Source organism: Vibrio fluvialis (assembly GCF_900460245.1).
Lineage (GTDB): Bacteria > Pseudomonadota > Gammaproteobacteria > Enterobacterales > Vibrionaceae > Vibrio > Vibrio fluvialis.
This window is the reverse complement of the sequence record NZ_UHIP01000001.1, coordinates 2,159,887-2,181,821: the sequence shown is the minus strand read 5'-3', so window position 1 is coordinate 2,181,821 and position 21,935 is coordinate 2,159,887. Positions and strand designations below refer to the sequence as shown.

General features: G+C 50.5%; 18 protein-coding genes and 4 tRNA genes. 10 read left to right on the top strand and 12 right to left on the bottom strand.

Translation table 11 applies throughout. The features are described 5' to 3' along the window. Positions 1-28: 28 nt before the first annotated feature. Complete coding sequence (locus DYA43_RS10265) at positions 29-2,299, bottom strand: tetratricopeptide repeat protein (RefSeq protein WP_020328080.1); 2,271 nt, start codon at positions 2,297-2,299, stop codon at positions 29-31. 17 nt (positions 2,300-2,316) lie between these two features. Then, positions 2,317-3,162: an NADPH-dependent 7-cyano-7-deazaguanine reductase QueF gene (gene queF / locus DYA43_RS10260; RefSeq protein ID WP_061056767.1), complete on the bottom strand. Its 846-nt coding sequence runs from the start codon at positions 3,160-3,162 to the stop codon at positions 2,317-2,319. Between the two features lie 97 nt (positions 3,163-3,259). Between queF and syd the strand changes: the two genes are divergently transcribed. Both syd and DYA43_RS10250 read left to right on the top strand, forming a co-directional pair. Beyond that, positions 3,260-3,805, top strand: coding sequence for a SecY-interacting protein (gene syd, locus DYA43_RS10255; RefSeq protein ID WP_061056766.1), 546 nt, complete (start codon positions 3,260-3,262; stop codon positions 3,803-3,805). A gap of 3 nt (positions 3,806-3,808) precedes the next feature. After that, entirely contained in the window at positions 3,809-4,585 is a 777-nt protein-coding gene (locus DYA43_RS10250; RefSeq protein WP_061056765.1) for a Zn-ribbon-containing protein, read from the top strand. A 98-nt stretch (positions 4,586-4,683) separates the two neighbouring features. Here DYA43_RS10250 and DYA43_RS10245 read toward each other — a convergent pair whose 3' ends face one another. From DYA43_RS10245 to metN, 3 genes are all read right to left on the bottom strand, one after another. Next, positions 4,684-5,493, bottom strand: coding sequence for a MetQ/NlpA family lipoprotein (locus DYA43_RS10245; RefSeq protein WP_061056764.1), 810 nt, complete (start codon positions 5,491-5,493; stop codon positions 4,684-4,686). A gap of 64 nt (positions 5,494-5,557) precedes the next feature. Further along, positions 5,558-6,235, bottom strand: coding sequence for a methionine ABC transporter permease (locus DYA43_RS10240; protein WP_020328075.1), 678 nt, complete (start codon positions 6,233-6,235; stop codon positions 5,558-5,560). Further along, positions 6,225-7,259 carry a methionine ABC transporter ATP-binding protein MetN gene (gene metN / locus DYA43_RS10235; RefSeq protein ID WP_020328074.1) on the bottom strand — a complete coding sequence of 345 codons (1,035 nt, stop codon included), beginning with the start codon at positions 7,257-7,259 and terminating at the stop codon, positions 6,225-6,227. The genes DYA43_RS10240 and metN overlap by 11 nt, the downstream gene beginning before the upstream one ends. 213 nt (positions 7,260-7,472) lie before the next feature. Between metN and gmhB the strand changes: the two genes are divergently transcribed. The 5 genes from gmhB (at position 7,473) to treC (ending at position 12,979) form a co-directional block, all read left to right on the top strand. Then, positions 7,473-8,030 carry a D-glycero-beta-D-manno-heptose 1,7-bisphosphate 7-phosphatase gene (gmhB, locus tag DYA43_RS10230; RefSeq protein ID WP_020431363.1) on the top strand — a complete coding sequence of 186 codons (558 nt, stop codon included), beginning with the start codon at positions 7,473-7,475 and terminating at the stop codon, positions 8,028-8,030. Between the two features lie 130 nt (positions 8,031-8,160). Continuing rightward, a complete protein-coding gene (locus DYA43_RS10225) occupies positions 8,161-8,496 on the top strand; it encodes an MliC family protein (protein ID WP_061056763.1) in 336 nt (111 codons plus the stop codon). 72 nt (positions 8,497-8,568) lie between these two features. Beyond that, on the top strand, positions 8,569-9,522 hold the full coding sequence (gene treR, locus DYA43_RS10220) for a trehalose operon repressor TreR (RefSeq protein ID WP_061056762.1): 954 nt from the start codon (positions 8,569-8,571) through the stop codon (positions 9,520-9,522). Between the two features lie 274 nt (positions 9,523-9,796). Continuing rightward, a complete protein-coding gene (gene treB / locus DYA43_RS10215; RefSeq protein ID WP_061056761.1) occupies positions 9,797-11,221 on the top strand; it encodes a PTS trehalose transporter subunit IIBC in 1,425 nt (474 codons plus the stop codon). Positions 11,222-11,287: 66 nt separating this feature from the next. Then, the gene (treC, locus tag DYA43_RS10210; RefSeq protein ID WP_061056760.1) at positions 11,288-12,979 is read left to right on the top strand and encodes an alpha,alpha-phosphotrehalase; all 1,692 of its coding nucleotides are present in this window, start codon (positions 11,288-11,290) and stop codon (positions 12,977-12,979) included. A gap of 111 nt (positions 12,980-13,090) precedes the next feature. Here treC and DYA43_RS10205 read toward each other — a convergent pair. The 4 genes from DYA43_RS10205 to DYA43_RS10190 form a co-directional block, all read right to left on the bottom strand. Beyond that, positions 13,091-13,175: transfer RNA gene (locus DYA43_RS10205), tRNA-Tyr, on the bottom strand. A gap of 69 nt (positions 13,176-13,244) precedes the next feature. After that, positions 13,245-13,329, bottom strand: a tRNA-Tyr gene (locus DYA43_RS10200). 69 nt (positions 13,330-13,398) lie between these two features. Beyond that, a tRNA-Tyr gene (locus DYA43_RS10195) sits at positions 13,399-13,483 on the bottom strand. A gap of 69 nt (positions 13,484-13,552) precedes the next feature. Further along, a tRNA-Tyr gene (locus DYA43_RS10190) sits at positions 13,553-13,637 on the bottom strand. 268 nt (positions 13,638-13,905) lie between these two features. Between DYA43_RS10190 and DYA43_RS10185 the strand changes: the two genes are divergently transcribed. Together DYA43_RS10185 and vexH are read left to right on the top strand one after the other, a co-directional pair. Beyond that, the gene (locus DYA43_RS10185) at positions 13,906-14,955 is read left to right on the top strand and encodes an efflux RND transporter periplasmic adaptor subunit (RefSeq protein WP_061056759.1); all 1,050 of its coding nucleotides are present in this window, start codon (positions 13,906-13,908) and stop codon (positions 14,953-14,955) included. Continuing rightward, complete coding sequence (gene vexH / locus DYA43_RS10180; RefSeq protein WP_061056758.1) at positions 14,955-18,068, top strand: vibriobactin export RND transporter permease subunit VexH; 3,114 nt, start codon at positions 14,955-14,957, stop codon at positions 18,066-18,068. Before DYA43_RS10185 ends, vexH begins: the two co-directional genes overlap by 1 nt. Positions 18,069-18,116: 48 nt before the next feature. Here vexH and DYA43_RS10175 read toward each other — a convergent pair whose 3' ends face one another. Further along, complete coding sequence (locus DYA43_RS10175) at positions 18,117-18,719, bottom strand: YitT family protein (RefSeq protein ID WP_061056757.1); 603 nt, start codon at positions 18,717-18,719, stop codon at positions 18,117-18,119. 343 nt (positions 18,720-19,062) lie between these two features. On the opposite strand from DYA43_RS10175, the gene glyA reads away from it, so the two are divergent. Then, on the top strand, positions 19,063-20,313 hold the full coding sequence (gene glyA / locus DYA43_RS10170) for a serine hydroxymethyltransferase (protein WP_020328012.1): 1,251 nt from the start codon (positions 19,063-19,065) through the stop codon (positions 20,311-20,313). A gap of 42 nt (positions 20,314-20,355) precedes the next feature. Here the strand turns inward: glyA and DYA43_RS10165 are convergent, their stop codons facing one another. Together DYA43_RS10165 and lipA are read right to left on the bottom strand one after the other, a co-directional pair. Then, positions 20,356-20,682, bottom strand: a complete 327-nt coding sequence (locus DYA43_RS10165) for a hypothetical protein (protein WP_020431846.1) — start codon at positions 20,680-20,682, stop codon at positions 20,356-20,358. Between the two features lie 287 nt (positions 20,683-20,969). Further along, a complete protein-coding gene (lipA, locus tag DYA43_RS10160; RefSeq protein ID WP_020431847.1) occupies positions 20,970-21,935 on the bottom strand; it encodes a lipoyl synthase in 966 nt (321 codons plus the stop codon).

Below are 21,935 nucleotides of genomic sequence, written 5' to 3'. Positions count from 1 at the left end.
CGATTTCAGCGCGTTAACCGCGTAGCTTTTATCCATCTTTTAAAAGTTTTTTGATGTTCTCCTCATTCTTGTACGAGGAGTGCACTTTGATCAGTCCCTGATTGATGGCGTGCTTACACGATTTACGAATATTGTTGGAAGCAAAACTGGCCGCTGGCGCATTGTCGATGGCCCGCAGATAGACCCAGTGGCTGCTGTTTTCCTTAATACTCAGATCTCGCGCGACACTGGCGGCCATCAGCAGAATATCCAACAATTCCTTATCATTGATCGCAGTATAGGCACGTGGCAGGAACGGATAATCGGCAATCCCCATGCGAATGATTCGGTTCAGGCGGCGCTCAGGTTGAAACTCCTGAATCCAGGCCTGCACTTTGTTAAACAGATCTTCCGGTGGGCGCTCACGATCCGGGCACGGTTCGATATACAGCAGGTTGGCATCGGAGAAATGGTACAAACGCGCCTTGTCATTACCGATTTTGGTTTTGAGGAATGCGCCAAAGGCGTGCTCCAGCTCCAGACCTGCGCTGTAGCCATGCTGCAGATACATGTTGCGCAGGAACGGAATGTCGATCATCGCAAAACGCAGTCGATCATTGAGCGGTTCATGGATCAGTTCACCAATATGCCACTGTTCATAGTTCTGACTGCTGCGCTCCAGTGAAGAGAGCAGGCGCGAATTGAGCATGCGCAGGTTGTGCAGGCGCGAACGTGAGTGGGTGTAGAGGTTACTGTTGAGCTCGTCGATCTCTTCTTTCTGACGTTGAATTACGTAGCCGCGGCGTAGCAGCAATAAAAAGAACACCGCGCTGGCAATAAACAGCGCAAAGGCGATTTTCTGAAACTTGCTGTACTCGCGCTGAGTCTCTTGCAGCTCTTTTTCCTGACCGACCAGATGCAGGGTCTGTTCCACGAACTCCTTCTGCTGACGGAACGCATCTTCACTGATCTGATTGAGCTTTTCCTGACGGATCAGTGCGATTGCATTGCTGTGCTTGACGTTTTCCAGTGCGTCAGCGAATTTGCCCATCTGTTCATAGCCGAGGGACATCAAGCGGTAAGCTTGCTCTTCAATGGCTAAGTCGCCTGCGGTCTGGCCGATGGTCAGTGCTTGCTGCGCCTGTGCAATCACGCGCTGGCTCTGGCTTTGATGATAAGCAAGGCCCGCATTGAGCAGCGCAGCCCGGCCTTTCAGGCGTGGAATATCGGTGTAGCTGAGCAGTTCTTCTGCCCGCGCCAGATACTGCTCAGTGAGCGGATAGTTGAACAATTGTAGATAGGTCGCGGCGAGGCTGAGACGCACTTCAATCACATTCTCGATGTCGTTGTCACTGCTTTCGTGGTCAATCACATTAAAGTAATGCACCAGCGCCAGGTTGTATTTACCTTGCTGATAATAGACATCGCCCATGCGTTTCAGTACAGCGGCCAGCGCCGGCGATTTATCGTAGTTGTCATAGAAATCGGCCGCTTGCGAGAGGTGCACTAACGCTTTATCCAGTACGCGGCGTTCATAGAACAGCTGCGCCAGCAGGGTGTTGGTTTTTGCCAGCAGGGCGCTGGAGTTGCTTTCGATGGCGCTCCAGTAAGACATCAACAGTTCGGACAGCGCGAGGTTATACAGCTCGTGCGTCAGATAGTGCTCACCGACCACCAGGTGGTATTCGATCTGCGGCTTTTTCGATTGCAGCGAATCCACGTAAGGTTTCACCTCAGCAAACAAGCGATTGGCGAGCTCAATGTCGTTGGCCTTCGAGGCGATCTCAGCACGCAGCATCGTCATTTTGTAGTCGATGCCTTTGGCTAACTGATCGGCATTTTTGATCGCTTCATACTGGCGTGCAATGTCACGCAATTTCTCACGGGCGTCGCTGGCATTGTCGTCAAAGCGCCAGTGCAAACGCACATCAAGGATTTCCACTTCGAGTTGCAGATAAGGCAATTGGTATTGCAGTGCCAGATCGCGCGCTTCTTCGAGCAGCTTAAAGGCGCTTTGTTGGTAGCCGAGGTTGAACTCGGCTTTGGCCAGAATCTTCAGCGCATCGATGGTACTGCCGGGCGTGCGCACCCGGCTGTCGGTTTCATCGCGAGAAATGGTGGTGGGGCTTTTCTCTGCTTTGTCCGCCAGTTTGCGTTCGGATAGATACTCGGTCGCCAGCGATTTGGCTTGCGCCGGTGAGATCTCAATCAAACCATCGGCTTCGTTCAGTGTCGGTGACGAATAGATGGTGGCGTAGGTCCAGGTCGAAAATGAGAGCAGAGCCAAACCCAGCCAGTGCTTCCAGCGAAGAAAAGTCATCCTGTCGAAAATCCTTGTTATTGACGAGCCATGCGTTGATTGTTGGCCGGAGCCGCCTGGTGGCTTGAGCGGAACGGGTTGATATCCAGACCGCCGCGACGCGTATAGCGCGCCAGCACGGTCAGATGCTCCGGATGACAGTAACGGCTGATATCGGTAAAGATACGCTCAACACACTGCTCGTGGAACTCGTTGTGCTCACGGAATGAGACGATATAACGCAGCAGAGCTTCGCGATCGATTTTCGGGCCGCGATAAGCGATTTCCACGCTGCCCCAGTCTGGCTGGTTGGTGATCAAACAGTTGGATTTAAGCAGATGGCTGTGCAGTGTCTCTTCGACGATCTCATCGCTGCTGGCTTCCGCGAGCAAAGTATCATCAAAATCGTAGCTGCTGATCTCGATGTCCTGATCGTCGATGCATTCGCCCTGCATAGTCACAATCGGCTGCGTGGTATAGGCCGCCAGAGATTTGACTTCTACCTGAACACTTTCGCCCGCGCAGGCCGACAGATCTTTTTGCAGGCAAGCCTGAACTTCAGCCCAGTCAGCAAATCGCGTCTGGTTGAAACTGTTGAGATAAAGTTTGAACGATTTCGACTCGATCAGGTTGGCACTGGTGGCCGGAATCGCGACTTCGCCGATCGCAACCTGCGGCAGGCCTTTGTCGTTCAGCCACGACAGCTCATACAGAGTCCAGATATCACAGCCCAAAAACGGCAGTTCGTTACCCAGATTCAGATCGTTGCGGTTCAGGCTGCGCGGAACCGGCTGCAAAAGGGAAGGATCATACTGGTTGGCGTACTCGGTCTTCTTACCCAGCGTTAAACCCGCCAGCTCTTTTGCGTCAGAATATTTGCTCATACTTTACTGTTAATTCGATTAGAATAACCGGAATTCTACGCAATACCGCCGCGTGTGTCATCTGGCAGGCGCGACTAACCTAACTATGGAGAACGTCATGGCTCACTCAGTGGTTGAGGCCTTATTCTCGTTCAGTCAACGCTACCTTCATGCTTTTGAGCAAACCCATCAGCAATTGCCGTATAACGAAGAACTGCTCGATTGGCCTTCGCCTTGTGTGGTCGAGGTTCTGGCGGATCGAGTGCTTTGGCAACCCGTCCCTCGCACTCCTGCAGCCGATCTCACCAATGTCGAGCAGGGCATTGAGCTGAGCCTGCAACAAGATATCGCTCCCTTCTACGGCGCGCAGTTTGCGGCGGATATGCCAGCCAGCTGGCGTGGCCGTGCGCTGACCTTGTTGCAAGTCTGGAGTGAAGAGGATTTTCAGCGTCTGCAAGAGAACATTCTCGGCCATTTGGTGATGCAGCGCCGCCTCAAACAAAAACCCACCGTGTTTATTGCGACCACGGAAGATGAAATGGCCGTGATCTCCATTTGTAACCTGACAGGCAACGTGATTCTGGAGAAGCTCGGCACTAATCAGCGCGAAGTTCTGACCGCCGATGTGGTCGAGTTTCTGAATCAACTGGAACCGATGGTGTAAGCGATGTACGTAGTAGAACTTCAGTTTGAGTGTTTTGACAACACCACCATCAGCGCCGTCGACAAAGCCATCAATGGTTTGATGGATGCGCTGCGTTACAACGGTCAGGTTCTGGGGCGCGAGTTTCCGGTTATTCTGGGTGAGGGCGAATTTTATGTGCGCGCGGTGTGCCCGGAAAAAGAGAGCCTGCATCCGAAGCATCACTCCGATTTTGTCAAGGTATGCATTAACCGTCTGGCAGAGGCGAGCCTGTTAGCGCCGAAAGTGCGCCTGCTGGGGCGCGATATTAACTCCGAGGAAGCTGCGGAAGCGGAAGCGCCAAGCTGGCAGGTGCTGTATACCACTTACGTGCACACCTGTTCACCACTGCGCAGCGGTGAAAGCTTGCTGCCTATCCCGCTGTATCGTAATGACCCGACGCTCAACGGCGATCATAAATCGGTGATCAAATGGCAGACGGAGTGGCAGGCGTGTGATGAGATTCAGATGGCTGGCGGCTGCAAAGCGGAGTTTGCTGCACTGCATGAGATTTGCGATGTCGACAGCGATCTGTTCCGCCGTGGCTGGGATTTGCGTGGCCGGATCGAATATCTGACTAAGATTCCCACCTACTATTATCAGTACCGCGTTGGCGGTACCAGTCTGGCGGATGAGCAGGCGCGCAAGTGCCCGAAATGCGGTGGTGAGTGGCTGCTGGACGAGCCGCTGCACGATATCTTTCATTTCAAATGCGATGATTGCCGCATTGTTTCAAATATCTCGTGGGATCATTTGAAATAGCTGAGGTTGTGGACCGGGATTAACCCTGAATGACCGCAACAAAAAAGGTTGGCATGACGCCAACCTTTTTTATGCATTTCACGTTGTAAAGGAAGGGATTACCAGCCTTTTACTGCGCCGCCTTGGAAGATATCCGCCGCTGCTTTCGCGACTTCATCGGTCTGGTACGCTTTCAGGAAGTTCTGTACGTTTTCTGCGTTCACGTTGTCTTGACGAGCAACCAGCAGGTTCACGTATGGTGATTCTTTGTTTTCAACGAAGATACCGTCTTTTTCCGGCGTCAGGTTGATAGAACTTGCGTAAGTGGTGTTGATGATAGACAGAGCAACATCATCCAGAGAACGTGGCAGTTGCGCCGCGTCCAGTTCAACGATTTCGATGTTTTTCGGGTTTTCTACGATGTCACGAACCGTGGCAAGCAGACCTGCATCAGCACGCAGTTTGATCAGACCTTGCTTCTCAAGCAGGATCAGAGAACGGCCTAGGTTGGTTGGATCGTTTGGTACTGCGATGCGAGCGCCGTCTTGCAGCTCATCAACCGATTTAACTTGCTTTGAGTAACCCGCGATTGGGTAAACGAAAGTGTTACCAACAATAGCCAGCTTGTAACCACGGTCAGCAATTTGCTGATCCAGGTATGGTTTGTGTTGGAATGCGTTGGCGTCGATTGAACCGTCGTCCAGAGCCGCGTTTGGTGTTACGTAGTCAGTGAAAGTAACCAGTTCTACGTCCAGATTGTATTTCTCTTTCGCAACTTTTGCTGCCACTTCAGCAACCTGTGCTTCAGCGCCTGCGATAACACCAATTTTTACTTTGCTGTTGTCGACGTTTTTTTCACCACAACCTGCCAGCACAAGAGCTGAAGCAGCGGCTGCAATGGTCAGTAAACCTTTAAGGCTAAATTTCATGATATTCTCCTTGTTATAAAACTTTTAACGTATCTGTGTTTAATTTTTTAAGATAAAGAACGGTTTATCTGTGATCGACGCGGCGCACCAACGTATCGCCAATCGATTGAATAATTTGTACCAGCACAATCAGCATCACAACAGTCACAGCCATGATAGTGACATCATAACGGTGGAAACCGTAACGAATTGCCACATCCCCCAAGCCACCGCCACCAACAGTGCCCGCCATCGCTGAGTAGCTCACCAGCGTCACCAAAGTAATGGTGACAGAGTTGAGGATGGTTGGCATCGCTTCTGGAATCAGTACTTTCGTGATGATCTGCATTGGCGTTGCACCCATAGATTGTGCCGCTTCTACCAGACCGGTTGGGACTTCCAGCAGAGCGCCTTCAATCAGACGTGCGACGAACGGGATAGCACCAATCGTCAGCGGCACGATGGCGGCCGTTGTGCCGATAAAGGTACCGACTAACAGTTTAGTTACTGGAATGATGGCCACCATCAAAACCAGGAACGGGACAGAGCGACCAATGTTCACAATCGCGCCCAGTACATTGTTCAGTTTGGTGTTTTCCAGCAAACCACCTTTCTTCGTTGTATGCAGAATCACACCCAATGGAATACCCAGAGCAAAGCCGACAATACCGGCAACGGCTACCATGTAAACGGTTTGCCAGGTGGCCATTAAAAGTAGGTCGCTGTTGAGTGACAACCAGCTGCTGATCGTATTAAAGGACATAACCAAGCACCTCGACTTTTACATTGTGGTCACGAAGATATTGCATCGCCGCGATATCGTCTTGTTCATTGCCGTAAATTTCGGCCACCATCATGCCGAATTTGACGCCGCCGGCGTAATCGAGATCAGAACTCAGAATGCTGACATCGATGTTAAATTTGCGCGCGATTTGCGACATCAGCGGTGCGTCAACCGTTGAACCGGTAAATTCAAGGCGTACCAGTGGGTAGCTACCTTCCACTCGTTCAGCATTCAGGCGAGCCTGATAATCGTCCGGAATCGACAGATCCAGCGTTGAACGAATGAACTGATGAGCCAGTTCGGTTTTCGGGTGAGCGAAAATATCGCCGACGCTGCCTTTCTCAACCAGTTCACCGCCACCGATGATCGCCACTTCGTGACAGATGCTTTTCACGACATCCATTTCGTGCGTGATCAGCAGCATGGTGATATTCAGCTTACGGTTAATCTCTTTCAGTAGTTCCAGAATCGACTGCGTGGTCGCTGGATCCAGTGCGCTGGTGGCTTCGTCACACAGCAGGACTTTCGGATCTGACGCCAGTGCACGGGCAATGGCCACACGCTGTTTCTGACCACCACTCAGGTTTGATGGGTAGCTGTCACGTTTGTCAGCCAGACCAACCAGAGTCAGCAGCTCAGACACTTTACGCTCAATGTGCTCATCATCTTTGCCCGACAACTCCAGTGGCAGCGCAATGTTTTCAAATACTGTGCGAGAAGAGAGCAGGTTAAAGTGTTGGAAGATCATGCCGATGTTACGGCGCGTTTCCGACAACTGCTTAGAATTCAGTTTGGTTAAATCCACACCATCCACAATCACGCTGCCGCTGGTTGGAGTTTCTAACATGTTGACACAACGAATTAGAGTACTTTTACCTGCACCAGAAGAACCGATAACACCAAAAATAGTGCCTTGTGGAATATTTAGATTGATGTCTTTTAGGGCATGAATTTCTTTGTTGCCTTGATAAAACACCTTATTAACGTGACTAATCTCAATCATGTGAAAACCTGTGCAGGGATAGCAGTATAAAATTTTGAACTCTCTCTCACTTGGTAGAGGATGCTATGGGTTATCGATTGGCAAGTCAATAGATATTTTTACGTCTAGACGTCTAAACGGTTTGATTGATCAGACGGTTAAGTAATTAGATAGTGATGAAAGAAATAAAGCGTGCAATAATTCCCGCATACAACGTTATTTGAGAGCATTATTTTGGCGAAACCTGCTGTGTTTTTAGACCGTGACGGCGTGATTAATGTCGACCATGGCTACGTGCACGACGAGCACGATTTTGAGTTTATCGAAGGGGTTTTTGAAGCAACGAAGAAGCTGCAAGAGATGGGCTACCTGTTGGTGTTGGTCACCAATCAGTCTGGCATCGCGCGCGGCATGTTCAGCGAAGACCGCTTCCTGTCACTGACACAGTGGATGGACTGGAATTTTGTCGATAATGGTGTTGAGTTTGATGGCATTTATTACTGTCCGCACCACGCCGAGCATGGCGTCGGCAAATATAAAGAAGATTGCGACTGCCGCAAGCCAAAACCGGGCATGTTTATCTCGGCGCGCGACTTCCTTAAGATTGATATGGCCAAGTCTGTGATGGTCGGCGATAAAGCCGAAGACATGATGGCTGCGGATGCGGCTGGTGTCGGCACCAAGATTCTGGTTCGCACCGGTAAGCCTGTTACCGAACAGGGCGAGGCGCTGGCCACTACGGTGCTGGATAGCCTACGTGATGTACCCGCCTATCTGAGTGCCCATCGCTAAACGTTTGCAAAAGGTCGCCTCTGGCGGCCTTTTTACTCTTTATCTCCCTGTTGTCTATGCTTAATTCGAGGCATTGAACACAACATGCCGCGGCTTGCGTGTGGAATTAGGGGATAAAAAGGAGAGGCGTATGAACGTTCGGTTTGTGTGTGTGATGAGTGCGATGGCTCTGTTGGCTGGCTGCTCGTCTTCTGATGAACATGGCAGAGACGACAGTTATAGCGTCTTCTTTCATTATCAATGTGATGGCCCATCTTCGTTCGACGTTTCTTACTCTACCGGGCAAAGTGCCATCTTACGTTTGTCGGATCACAGTTATCGCCTGATTCAGGTTGCGGCGGGCTCCGGCACCAAGTACATTCTGGATGACCATTCCACACAGGCCAATCCGATTACGCTGTTTACCAAAGGTGACGCGGCGCGATTGGAGGCGAATGGTGTCATATTCAAAAACTGCTGGAGGTAATGTTCGCTCCAGAGTTCCATTTTTCGGTGTGCGGTAAGTTTGCCGCACACACTATCAACATTAGTAGTCGTTATGGGTAAGAAACTCACTATTCTGGATATTGCAAAGCTCTCTGGTGTCGGCAAGTCGACCGTGTCTCGGGTTCTGACCAACGATCCCAAAGTCAAACCGGAAACCAGAGCCAGAGTAGAGCAGGTGATAGCCGATAACGGTTATGTGCCGTCGAAATCGGCGCAGTCTATGCGCGGTGGCAGCCAGAAAGTGGTGGGGGTCATCATCTCCCGTCTCGATTCGCCATCTGAAAACCGCTCTGTCAGCAGTATGCTGCAAGTGCTCTACAGTCAGGGGTATGACGTGGTGATCATGGAAAGCCAGTTTGATCGTGATAAAACCCGCGATCATCTGCAAGTGTTAGCCAAGCGCAATGTGGATGGGGTAATTATCTTTGGTTTTACGGGGCTCGATATGAACGCGTTAATGCCGTGGCACAACCGCGCTGTGGTGATCGCTATGGACTCAGAACTTGTCTCTTCAATTAACTACGATAATCAGGGCGTGATCCGCCAGGCGATCCGCTATCTGGAGCAGCAACAACTGACGAATATTGCGTTTATCGGCGTCAACCCAAAGGATAAAACCACGGGGGAAATGCGGCTGCAAGCCTATCTTGACTGGTGCCAAGATCAGCGTACCACGCCGGTTTATCAGACGGGGGAGCTACACCATGAAAGCGCGTACCATCTGGTGGACAAAGTGCTGACCGACAGCACCCATGCGATTGTCTGTGCCAGTGATACTATTGCAATGGGCGTGATCAAACGCTTGCAGGAGCGTCAGCGCGAAGATGTTGTGGTCACTGGTGTCGGCGGCAATGAACTGCTGTCGTTTTTGTTTCCCAATGTTTACAGTGTCGATCCTGGTTATCGCCAAGCCGGTGAGCAGGCCGCCAACCTGCTCATTCAGCACTTGTGCGGCGAGATTTATGAATGTGTGCATCTTACCCAGAGCCCGGCAGGCGCCGCTTAATTTCACTGTGACTGCGGCGCTTACGGTGTAGCACTCAAGCGTCGTTATCCTTTTCCCTCTATTGTTTCCTTCCCTGTTTTTACCTTTCAGTTGCTCGTTGGTGAGATCGCATTTTTATGGGCGATTTCTGCGCACATTGTGATCGTTTTCAATTTATGGGACTGTTCCCATTTTTCTTCATTATTAAGTGTGTCAATATGCTCACCACTTGGTGGGAATGTTCCCATTTTAAATCAACTATTATAAATGAATAACCAATAGGGTGGACGAGGATATGAGTAAGATAGCGAAACAAGACGTTGCGCGTCTTATTGAGCTGGTCGGTGGCAATGAAAACATTGCCAGCGTAACGCACTGCCTGACACGGCTGCGTTTTGTGCTTAATGAGCCGGGCAAAGCCGATATTAAACAGCTGGAAGCGATGAATCTGGTCAAAGGCTGCTTTACCAACGCCGGCCAGTTTCAGGTCGTGATTGGCACTGAAGTTGATGAAGTCTACAAGGTGTTACTTGAACTGACGGGACAAAGTGGCGCGTCTAAAGATGAAGCCAAGCTCGCGGCGCGTCAGAACATGAACATTCTCGAGCGTGGCATTTCCCATTTGGCTGAAATTTTTGTGCCGCTGCTGCCTGCCATCATTACCGGTGGTTTGATTCTCGGTTTTCGTAACGTCATCGGCGACATTCGTATGTTCGATGGCAAAACTCTGGTCGAAATCAGTCAGTTTTGGGCCAGTGTTCACTCTTTCCTGTGGTTGATCGGTGAAGCTATCTTCTTCTTCTTGCCAGTAGGTGTGTGTTGGTCGACGGTGAAAAAGCTCGGCGGGACGCCCATTCTGGGCATCACACTGGGGATTACTTTGGTGTCGCCACAACTGATGAATGCCTACCTGATTGGTAAGCAGGTGCCGGAAGTGTGGGATTTCGGCTGGTTTGTGATTGAAAAAGTGGGCTATCAGGCGCAGGTGATCCCGGCCATTCTGGCGGGCGTGGTACTGGCGTTTATCGAGACCAACCTGAAGCGCATCGTACCGGCCTATTTGTATCTGGTGGTGGTGCCGTTTGTGTCCATCATTCTTTCGGTGATTCTCGCCCATGCCTTTATCGGACCATTTGGTCGCGTGCTGGGCGATGGCGTGGCGTTTGCGGCGAAAGCGGCCATGACAGGTGACTTTGCTGTGCTGGGTTCGATGGTGTTTGGCTTCCTATATGCGCCATTGGTGATTACTGGTATTCACCACACCACCAACGCGGTGGATCTGCAATTGATGCAGGATTTGGGCGGCACGCCGATTTGGCCACTGATTGCGCTGTCCAACATTGCGCAGGCATCTGCTGTGGTTGGCATCATCCTGATCAGTAAGAAAGAGGGCGAACGCGATATTTCGGTTCCGGCGGCGATTTCAGCTTATCTGGGGGTGACGGAACCTGCGATGTACGGCATCAACCTCAAATACAAATTCCCGATGCTGAGCGCAATGATTGGTAGCGCGCTGGCGGCGGCCATCTGTGGCAGCTTTGGTGTGATGGCGAACGGGATAGGTGTCGGTGGTTTACCGGGTATTCTGTCGATTCAGCCTCAGTACTGGATGGTGTTCTTGATGGCGATGTTGGTGGCGATTGCTGTGCCGATTGTGCTGACGCTGTTCATGTACAAGCGTGCGCAAACCAAAGGCCAGCTGACCGCGGCAGAAGCCTAACCCTTTTTTTCAGAGTGGCCGTTGGCCGCTCTGCTATTTCTGATTTCAGGTAAGTGAGTTTACGTCATGACGACACAATTAACGGACGCCAACTGGTGGAAGACCGCGGCGATTTATCAAATCTATCCGAAAAGTTTCTGTGACAGTACAGACAAAGGCACCGGTGATATTCCGGGCATCATCACTAAGCTGGATTACCTCAAAACACTGGGCATCGACGCCATCTGGCTGACGCCGGTGTATCAGTCACCGATGATCGATAATGGCTACGACATTTCCGACTATTATGCGATTAACCCTGAGTTTGGCACCATGGCGGATTTTGACCGCCTGCTGGAGCAAGCGCATGCCCGAGGCATTCGCATCATCATGGACATTGTGGTCAACCATACGTCGACCGAACACGCTTGGTTCCAGTCGGCGCTGGGAGATAAAGCCAGCCCGTATCGCGATTACTACATTTGGAAGGCGCCAATCAATGGCGCTGAGCCGAACAATTGGCAGTCTAAGTTTGGTGGCAGTGCTTGGGCGCTGGATGAAGCGACCAACGAATATTATCTGCATCTGTTTGCTAAAGAGCAGGCGGACTTGAACTGGGAAAACCCGAAAGTTCGTCAGGAGGTGAAAGACATCATCGCGTTCTGGGCGGAAAAAGGTGTGGACGGTTTTCGTCTCGATGTAATTAACCTGATTTCCAAGCAACAAGATTTTGCCAACGATGTCCTTGGTGATGGCCGCCGTTTTTACACCGATGGGCCGCGTGTGCATGAATATCTGCAAGAGATCAGTCGCGAAGTGTTCCAGCGTTATGGCAGCGTGACGGTGGGAGAAATGTCATCAACCACCTTAGAACATTGCCAGCAGTATTCATCGCTGGACGGCAAAGAGCTGTCGATGGTGTTTAACTTCCACCATCTCAAAGTTGACTATCCGAACGGTGATAAGTGGACTCGCGCGCCGTTTGATTTTCTGCAACTCAAGCAGATTTTCAATCATTGGCAGACGGGCCTCAATGGTAAAGGGTGGGGAGCGCTGTTCTGGTGTAACCACGATCAGCCGCGCGTGGTCAGCCGCCTGGGGAATGACAAAGAATATCGTGAACTGTCGGCCAAAATGCTGGCGGCGTCCGTGCACATGATGCAAGGCACGCCATACATCTATCAGGGCGAAGAAATCGGCATGACTAACCCCGGTTACACGTCCATCGATCAGTACCGCGATGTGGAAAGCATCAATATGTACGACATCATGGTCAATCAGGGCACGACTTCCCATGAGGAGATGATGGCGATTTTGGCGCAGAAGTCGCGGGATAACTCACGCACGCCGATGCAGTGGAATGCCAAACCTCAAGCGGGCTTTACGCAAGGCACGCCTTGGCTTGCGGTGGCAGGCAACTATCGCGATATTAATGCTGAGCAGGCGGTCGCTGATCCAGACTCGGTGTTTTATTTTTACCAGCGTTTGATTGCGCTGAGAAAAGAAGTGCCGGTCATTACGCACGGTGATTATCGCGATCTTCTGCCCGAGCATAGCGAGCTCTTTGCTTATCAACGCCAGTCCGCAACGCAGACCTTAGTCTGTCTGAACAACTATTACGGACAAGAGAGTGAATGCGTGCTGCCCGCTGAGCTGGATCTCGGCCAGGCGCGTTATCTGCTCGGTAACTATGCCGACATAACTGAACACAATGTCTCAGTTCATCAGATTCTTCGACCGTACGAAACCCGCATCATCCTGATTGAATCCCCCCGATAAGATTCAACCTTGATACGCCCCGCGACGCGGGGCTTTTTTATGGGATGTAGTTATTGCGATTCAAATAACAGGCAACAAAAAAGCCAGCTCGATGAGCTGGCTTTCAGTGTATGGTGGAGGGGGACGGATTCGAACCATCGAAGGCGGAGCCGGCAGATTTACAGTCTGCTCCCTTTGGCCACTCGGGAACCCCTCCAGGGGTTTTTATACTTAACTGACGTTTTCCCAACATCGCCAATCAAGTTTTTCTCTAGCGAGAAGAATATGGTGGAGGGGGACGGATTCGAACCATCGAAGGCGGAGCCGGCAGATTTACAGTCTGCTCCCTTTGGCCACTCGGGAACCCCTCCAGGGATTTTTATACTTAACTGACGTTTTCCCAACATCGTCAATCAAGTTTTTCTCTAGTGAGAAGAATATGGTGGAGGGGGACGGATTCGAACCATCGAAGGCGGAGCCGGCAGATTTACAGTCTGCTCCCTTTGGCCACTCGGGAACCCCTCCAGGGGTTTTTATACTTAACTGACGTTTTCCCAACATCATCAATCAAGTTTTTCTCTAGTGAGAAGAATATGGTGGAGGGGGACGGATTCGAACCATCGAAGGCGGAGCCGGCAGATTTACAGTCTGCTCCCTTTGGCCACTCGGGAACCCCTCCAGGGGATTTTTATACTTAAGCGACGTTTTCCCAACGCATCACTCAAGTGCGGAGCGCATCTTATCAAACTCGCTCCCTCTGTAAACCCTTTTTTTGTCTTTTTGAATTGAATGCTGCCTTTTTCGTCAAAGAAGCCAATAAATTAGCGTTTTGCTGGAGTAAATCACAGTGTTACTTACAGTTTCAGCCCTATCTTTACGTTCCTTGACGTTCAAAAAAAAGATTAGGGGTTACAATATAAAAAGTGACCTCTTTTCTGAACCTTACTATGAAAAAAACAATACTTTTCTCTGTAACGCTGGCGGCTACATTTTTCTATCCAGTAGCCTTCGCCGCCGGCGCTGCCAAAGCGATTCCTGTGGTGATTGAATCTGTGCAGACGCACCAGGTTTCGCAAACCCTTTCTTTGGTCGGCAAACTTAAGGCCGAACAATCCGTCAACATCTCACCGGAAGTGACTGGTAAAGTCGATACGATTGCTGTCCGGGCCAATCAGCAGGTGAAAAAAGGCCAATTGTTGGTGCAATTAAATGACGATAAGTCACGTGCCGCAGTGAATGAAGCCAACGCCTATCTGCGTGACGAACAACGTAAACTGACCGAGTTCGAGCGCTTGGTCAAACGCAATGCGATTACCCAAACTGAAATCGATGCGCAAAAAGCCAGTGTAGAAATTGCTCAGGCGCGTTTGGATGCCGCAAAAGCGAATCTGGACGATCTTCGCATCACGGCTCCGTTTGATGGCACGGTCGGCTTCATTGATTTTAGCCGGGGTAAAATGGTCAGTGCCGGGAATGAGTTGCTGACCTTGGATAATCTCTCTTTGATGCAACTTGACCTACAAGTTCCTGAACGTTACCTGTCGAAAATCAAACGTGGCATGAAAGTGCTGGGAGAAACCAACGCCTGGCCCGGCCAAGTGTTTGAAGGCAGCGTGGTAGGGATTGATTCACGTATCAATCAGGAAACGCTCAATCTGCGGGTGCGCATTCATTTTAACAACAAAGAGCGTTTACTTAAGCCGGGCATGCTGATTTCAGCCAAACTCGACTTTGAACCGATCAACGCGCCTATTATTCCTGTGCAGGCACTCGAATACTCGGGCACTAAACGTTTTGTTTACGTGGTCGGTGACAACCATAAAGCGACCCGCACCGAAGTGCATCTGGGTGCCCGTATTGAAAATGAAGTGGTCATTGAAGATGGCCTCAATATTGGTCAGCAGATTGTGGTGCAGGGCATCGTCAACATGCGCGATGGCGCAACGGTGACTGAAGTGGATACTTCCGGTCAACCGCTTGAAAAAGGTAAGCAATAATGTGGTTGTCTGACGTCTCCGTAAAGAGACCAGTCGCCGCTGTTGTGCTCAGTATGCTGCTGTGCGTGTTTGGCTTCGTCTCTTTTTCTAAATTATCGGTGCGGGAAATGCCGGACATTGAAAGTCCGGTGGTGTCCGTCACCACTCGTTACGATGGCGCTTCGGCCACGATCATTGAAAACCAGATCACGTCAGTGCTGGAAGATCAGTTGGCCGGGATCAGTGGTATCGATGAAATTTCTTCGGTTACCCGCAACGGCAGTTCGCGGATCACCATTACGTTTGAACTGGGTTATGACCTCAATACTGGCGTGAGTGATGTGCGCGATGCGGTCGCCAGAGCGCAGCGCAACCTGCCGGATGAAGCGGATGATCCGCAGGTGTTTAAAAATAATGGCTCAGGGGAAGCGTCGGTTTACATCAACCTCAGTTCTTCGGTGATGGACCGAACTCAACTGACCGATTATATCGAACGCGTATTGGCGGACCGGTTCAGTCTGATCTCCGGTGTGAGCTCGGTTGATATTTCCGGTGGTCTGTACAAAGTGATGTATGTACGGTTGAAGCCCGAACTGATGGCCGGTCGCGGAGTGACAACCGCGGATATTTCCAGTGCACTGCGCCGGGAAAATATTGAAAGTCCGGGCGGTGAAGTGCGCAACGATTCCACCGTGATGTCCGTCCGCACAGCTCGAACGTATCGTACGCCTCGTGATTTTCAGTATCTGGTGGTGAAACACGCCAGCGATCGTACCTCAATTTACCTGAAAGATGTCGCCGATGTGTTCATTGGCGCAGAGAACGAGAACTCGACCTTCAAAAGTGATGGTGTGGTAAACGTCAGTATGGGGATTGTGCCGCAGTCGGACGCCAATCCACTGGATGTTGCCAAACGCGTACATGAAGAAGTGAACAAGATTCAAAAGTTCCTGCCGAAAGGGACACGTTTAGCCATCGATTATGACTCCACCGTATTTATCGAGCGTTCGATAGAGGAGGTCTACAGCACACTGTTTATTACTGGCGGGCTGGTGATCCTGGTGCTGTACATCTTTATTGGCCAGGCCCGAGCGACATTGATTCCGGCCATTACTGTGCCCGTATCGCTGATTTCCTCCTTTATCGCTGCGTATTATTTTGGTTTCTCCATCAACCTTATAACCCTGATGGCTTTGATCCTCTCCATCGGCCTGGTGGTTGACGATGCGATCGTTGTGATGGAAAACATTTATCACCATATTGAGCAGGGCGAGAAGCCTTTGATGGCGGCCTACAAAGGCGCGCGTGAAGTCGGCTTTGCGGTGATTGCCACTACGTTAGTGCTGGTGATGGTGTTTTTGCCGATCTCGTTTATGGACGGTATGGTCGGGTTGCTGTTTACCGAATTCTCGGTGCTGCTGGCGATGTCGGTGATCTTCTCCTCGCTGATTGCACTGACGCTCACGCCAGTTTTGGGCAGCAAAATCCTCAGAGCGAACGTGAAGCCGAACGGCTTTAACAAGGCGGTCGATTTTCTGTTCGGTAAGCTGGAAAGCGGTTATCGCGCGGCATTACAAAAAGCGCTGAAATGGAAATGGGCCGCGCCAGTCGTGATTCTGGCGTGTGTCGGCGGCAGTTACGGACTCAATCAGATGGTGCCTGCGCAGCTAACGCCATCGGAAGACCGTGGGGTGATCTTCGCATTTGTCCGCGGCGCTGATGCCACCAGTTATAACCGCATGGCTGCCAACATGGATTTGGTTGAAGAGCGGCTGATGCCAATGCTTGGCAAAGGCTTCCTCAAGTCGTTTAGCATTCAATCTCCGGCGTTTGGGGGCAATGCGGGTGACCAGACTGGCTTTGTGATCATGATTCTGGACGACTGGAATGAACGCAGCGTCACGGCTCAGGAAGCGCTGGGTAAAGTGCGTAAAGCGCTGGCGGGTATTCCGGATGTGCGCGTGATTCCGTTTATGCCGGGATTCCGCGGTGGTTCCAATGAGCCAGTGCAATTTGTTCTCGGTGGTTCAGATTACAACGAGTTAAGACACTGGGCGGAGCTGCTGGAAGCCGAAGCGGCCAAATCATCAATGATGACAGGCGTAGATATCAACTATTCGGAGAAAACACCGGAGTTGGTGGTCACTGTTGATCGTCAGCGTGCAGCGGAACTGGGCATCAGTGTGCAGGATATTTCCGATACGTTGGAAGTGATGCTGGGTGGTAAGAGCGTAACGACGTTTATCGACCGAGGTGAAGAGTACGATGTGTATCTGCGTGGTGATGAGAACAGCTTTAATAACGCAGCGGATCTGACGCAGATATACATGCGTACGGCTTCCGGTGATCTGGTGACGCTTGATACGGTGACCAAGATTGAGGAAGTCGCATCTTCGATTCGCCTTGCGCACTACAACAAACAGAAAGCGATCACGATTACTGCCAACCTCGCAGACGGTTATACATTGGGACAAGCGTTGGATTTTCTTGATCAGAAGGCGTTGGAAGTGCTGCCAAGTGACATCTCGGTCAGCTATTCCGGTGAATCGAAAGACTTTAAAGAGAACCAGTCGAGCGTGGCTATCGTCTTTGCCTTGGCTTTGCTGGTGGCCTATCTGGTGTTGGCGGCGCAGTTTGAAAGCTTTATCAACCCGCTGGTGGTGATGTTTACCGTACCGATGGGCGTATTTGGTGGTTTCATTGGCCTGACGCTTATGGGGCAGGGGATGAACATCTATAGCCAGATCGGTATGATCATGCTGATTGGTATGGTGACCAAGAACGGTATTCTGATTGTTGAATTTGCCAACCAGCTGCGAGACAGAGGTTTGGCGTTCGAAAAAGCAATTGTGGATGCGTCGGCAAGGCGCCTGCGTCCGATTCTGATGACGGCGTTCACCACGCTGGCAGGATCAGTGCCGCTGCTCCTCTCTACCGGAGCGGGCTATGAAAGCCGCATATCCGTCGGTACGGTGATTTTCTTCGGTATGGGCTTTTCAACCTTGGTGACGCTGTTTGTCATTCCTGCGATGTACCAGTTGATATCTCGCTCGACACAAGCGCCGGGGCATATCGAAGCCGAGTTGCACCGCGAGCTGGGCTACGACGTCAAATCGCGTCAAACCCACGAATAATAAAAAAGCCCGCTTCGGCGGGCTTTTTTGACTCTGTATGTAAAGCGGTTAGCGATGGTAGGTCACAGTATAGCGCGTTGGTTTATGGTTCATCGCCAGCACAAGGTTGAGTGCGATGGCACCAAAAATCGACAGCAGAATGATCCAAGGTGATACGAAGAAGAACGACACCAACAGAATCAGGCAGTCGATCGCCATCTGGCTTTTGCCGACGGAAATGCCGAATTTGTCATGAATAAACAGACACAGCACGTTAAATCCGCCTAAACTCGCGCGATGACGGAACAGAATTAACATGCCCAGTCCCATCAGCAGTCCGCCAGATAGGGCGCAGTAAACTTCGTTGATATTGTCGAAAGTGATAAACATCGACAAATGGTCAGTAAAAAGTGCGACCAGAGCACCAGAAATGGCCGTGTTGACAGCGAAATGGCGGCCAAAGCGTTTCCAGGCTAATAAATAGAATGGGCAGTTAGCAATAAAATAGAGCCAGCCAAACGACCAAGGCAGAAAATGGGTCATCAAAAGTGCCAGTCCGGCTGTGCCGCCAGTCAATAATTGACCTGCCTGCAGAAAGAAAACGCCTTGGGCAACCAGAAAGGTGCCAGTCAGGATCGCAATCCAGTCCTCTTTGCGTGTGTGTTTTTCCATCAAATATATAAATTAAAGGCTGAGAATGGCGCGCATAGTAATGAAAAGCGGACATTTTCGGTAGCTAGTGAAGCGAAATTGAGGTAAACCTATGTAATTGCCGCTTTACAGGGTGTAAAGCATAAAATTGACACTTTGATGAGGTAGGATCTGCCTGAACCCCTCGGGATGAAATACTTCGTCAGTCACTATGAAAAAACTGCATGATATTTTCTGCAATTTGGGCTTTATGATGAAGATCAAATTATGTAGAATGCGCGCCAAAGAGGTGACGAAAACGTTTGCGTTGGGTCATTGTGTGGTTTTTAGCTAATTTCAGATAAATCTGAGTCAGGAGATACAGATGCTAAAGCGTGATATGAATATCGCTGATTACGATGCGGAGCTATTCGCAGCAATCCAAGAAGAAACTCTTCGCCAAGAGGAACACATTGAGCTTATCGCTTCAGAAAACTACACCAGCCCACGTGTAATGGAAGCGCAAGGTTCTCAGCTGACAAACAAATACGCTGAAGGTTACCCAGGCAAGCGTTACTACGGCGGCTGTGAGTACGTCGACAAAGCTGAATCTCTGGCGATTGACCGTGCGTGTAAACTGTTCGGCTGTGAATACGCGAACGTACAGCCACACTCAGGTTCTCAGGCAAACAGCGCGGTGTACATGGCCCTGCTGAATCCTGGCGATACGGTTCTGGGTATGAGCCTGGCACACGGTGGTCACCTGACTCACGGTTCACCTGTGAACTTCTCTGGTAAACACTACAACGTTATTCCTTACGGTATCGACGAAGCGGGCCAAATCAACTACGACGAAATGGAAGCGCTGGCACTTGAGCACAAACCTAAGATGATCATCGGTGGTTTCTCAGCGTACTCGCAAATCGTTGACTGGAAACGCATGCGCGAAATCGCAGATAAAGTCGACGCTTACCTGTTTGTTGATATGGCACACGTTGCGGGTCTGATTGCGGCGGGTGTTTACCCAACGCCAATCCCTTACGCACACGTTGTTACGACAACAACGCACAAAACACTGGCTGGTCCACGTGGCGGTTTGATCCTGTCAAACGCTGGCGAAGAGATGTACAAAAAGCTGAACTCAGCAGTATTCCCTGGCGGTCAGGGTGGTCCTCTGATGCACGTTATCGCGGGTAAAGCGGTAGCGTTCAAAGAAGCGATGGAACCTGAATTCAAAGCTTACCAACAGCGCGTTGTGAAAAATGCAAAAGCGATGGTTGCTCAGTTCCAAGAGCGTGGCTACAAGATCGTATCAAACGGTACTGAAAACCACCTATTTCTGGTTGATCTGATCGACAAAGACATCACGGGTAAAGAAGCGGATGCTGCGCTGGGTGCAGCAAACATCACCGTAAACAAAAACTCAGTGCCAAACGATCCACGTAGCCCATTTGTGACTTCTGGTATTCGTGTGGGTACGCCGGCTATCACTCGTCGTGGTTTCACTGAAGAAGACGCGAAGAATCTGGCAAACTGGATGTGTGACGTTCTGGACAACATCAATGACCAAGCGGTAATTGAAGCGACGAAACAGAAAGTTCTGGATATCTGTAAGCGCCTGCCAGTTTACGCATAAGCGGAATCGAATAACGGAAAAGGCCTGCAATGCAGGCCTTTTTTATTTCGCGATGCTGAGCAGGGTGCCAGATTTACATTTGAACAGGTAGTAGCTGCTGCTCTCGCTGAATTTACCCAATCCTTCACCGTCACAGTAATCGATATTAATCTGACGCATGGTCTCCAGCGTATTCTCACTCTGAAGCGCAAATTTAGCGCCGTCGGCACACACGATTCGCACTTTGCCATCATCACTGACTGAGTAAATGTTTACTTCGGTATTGCACAGTTCGAAAGAGGCTTCACGGAAGTTGTCTTGCGTAGTATTGGATGAACAACCAGACGCGACGGCTACTGCCAGCATGGCCAGCAGGCTCAGTTTTTTCATTATCTTGATCCTTATAGTGCGAGACGCATATCCCGTTTGTTCGGATTTAACGGTTTACCAACAGTGTTATGTCAGCTTGCTACCTATAATTCCGAGTAGTTTTGGGTAGTTAGCCCAAAGTTTAGACCATTTTAGCTATCAACCTCAAGCTGATGCTGGTGGGAGTGAAGGCTGGCACTGCTTTTCTGATACCAGTACAAAAAGTGCTACACGCTTGTTGAGCATCTGCTCACCGCAGATAAAAGAAAAGCCGGCAGTCGCCGGCTTTCGTTCAATCGAGTAAGTGATTACTTCACTTCCAGACCTTTCGCTTGCATATCTGCATGGTAAGAAGAGCGGACAAACGGGCCACAAGCGGCGTGAGTGAAGCCCAGTTCCAGCGCGATGTCTTTCAGTTCATCAAACTCAGCTGGCGGAACATAGCGCTCAACGGGCAGGTGGTGACGACTCGGTGCCAGATACTGACCCAGCGTCAGCATAGTCACGCCGTGTGCACGCAGATCTTTCAGCACTTCAATGATCTCTTCTTTGGTCTCACCCAAGCCCATCATCAGGCCAGATTTGGTCGGAACCTCTGGGTGCATCTCTTTGAATTTTTGCAGCAGTTCCAGCGACCATTTGTAGTTCGCACCAGGGCGAGCTTTACGGTACAGGCGCGGTGCCGTTTCCAGGTTGTGGTTGAACACATCTGGCGGGTTATCTTTTAGCAGATCCAACGCCACATCCATACGGCCACGGAAATCCGGAACCAAAGTTTCAATGCGAATCTCTGGGTTCAGGGCACGAATTTCACGGTTACAGTCGGCAAAGTGCTGAGCGCCGCCATCACGCAGATCATCACGGTCAACCGAAGTGATCACCACGTATTTCAGCTTCATGTCTTTGATTGTTTGGGCCAGTTTCTTTGGCTCTTCTGCATCAGGAGTCAGAGGGCGGCCATGGGCAACGTCACAGAATGGGCAGCGGCGGGTACAGATAGCACCCAGAATCATAAAGGTTGCAGTGCCGTGGTTGAAACATTCGGCCAGGTTAGGGCAAGACGCCTCTTCACATACAGAGTGAAGGTTATTCTTACGCATTGCGGCCTTGATGTCCTGAATGCGTTGGCTGTCTGCTGGCAGTTTGATTTTCATCCATTCCGGTTTACGCAGCACTTGTTTCTGCTCCGCAGGCATGTTTTTAACTGGAATTAATGCCATTTTGTCGGCGTCACGATATTTAACGCCTTTTTCCATTTGGATCGGTTTGCTCAT

Bases quoted from the DNA above. Each gene is read 5' to 3' on its own strand.
- DYA43_RS10245 (WP_061056764.1), bottom strand. From the start codon at position 5,493: ATGAAATTTAGCCTTAAAGGTTTACTGACCATTGCAGCCGCTGCTTCA.
- DYA43_RS10240 (WP_020328075.1), bottom strand. From the start codon at position 6,235: ATGTCCTTTAATACGATCAGCAGCTGGTTGTCACTCAACAGCGACCTA.
- vexH (WP_061056758.1), top strand. From the start codon at position 14,955: ATGTGGTTGTCTGACGTCTCCGTAAAGAGACCAGTCGCCGCTGTTGTG.
- DYA43_RS10165 (WP_020431846.1), bottom strand. From the start codon at position 20,682: ATGAAAAAACTGAGCCTGCTGGCCATGCTGGCAGTAGCCGTCGCGTCT.
- treB (WP_061056761.1), top strand. From the start codon at position 9,797: ATGAGTAAGATAGCGAAACAAGACGTTGCGCGTCTTATTGAGCTGGTC.
- DYA43_RS10250 (WP_061056765.1), top strand. From the start codon at position 3,809: ATGTACGTAGTAGAACTTCAGTTTGAGTGTTTTGACAACACCACCATC.
- lipA (WP_020431847.1), bottom strand. From the start codon at position 21,935: ATGAGCAAACCGATCCAAATGGAAAAAGGCGTTAAATATCGTGACGCC.
- DYA43_RS10175 (WP_061056757.1), bottom strand. From the start codon at position 18,719: ATGGAAAAACACACACGCAAAGAGGACTGGATTGCGATCCTGACTGGC.
- glyA (WP_020328012.1), top strand. From the start codon at position 19,063: ATGCTAAAGCGTGATATGAATATCGCTGATTACGATGCGGAGCTATTC.
- treC (WP_061056760.1), top strand. From the start codon at position 11,288: ATGACGACACAATTAACGGACGCCAACTGGTGGAAGACCGCGGCGATT.
- treR (WP_061056762.1), top strand. From the start codon at position 8,569: ATGGGTAAGAAACTCACTATTCTGGATATTGCAAAGCTCTCTGGTGTC.
- queF (WP_061056767.1), bottom strand. From the start codon at position 3,162: ATGAGCAAATATTCTGACGCAAAAGAGCTGGCGGGTTTAACGCTGGGT.
- syd (WP_061056766.1), top strand. From the start codon at position 3,260: ATGGCTCACTCAGTGGTTGAGGCCTTATTCTCGTTCAGTCAACGCTAC.
- DYA43_RS10185 (WP_061056759.1), top strand. From the start codon at position 13,906: ATGAAAAAAACAATACTTTTCTCTGTAACGCTGGCGGCTACATTTTTC.
- DYA43_RS10265 (WP_020328080.1), bottom strand. From the start codon at position 2,299: ATGACTTTTCTTCGCTGGAAGCACTGGCTGGGTTTGGCTCTGCTCTCA.
- DYA43_RS10225 (WP_061056763.1), top strand. From the start codon at position 8,161: ATGAACGTTCGGTTTGTGTGTGTGATGAGTGCGATGGCTCTGTTGGCT.
- metN (WP_020328074.1), bottom strand. From the start codon at position 7,259: ATGATTGAGATTAGTCACGTTAATAAGGTGTTTTATCAAGGCAACAAA.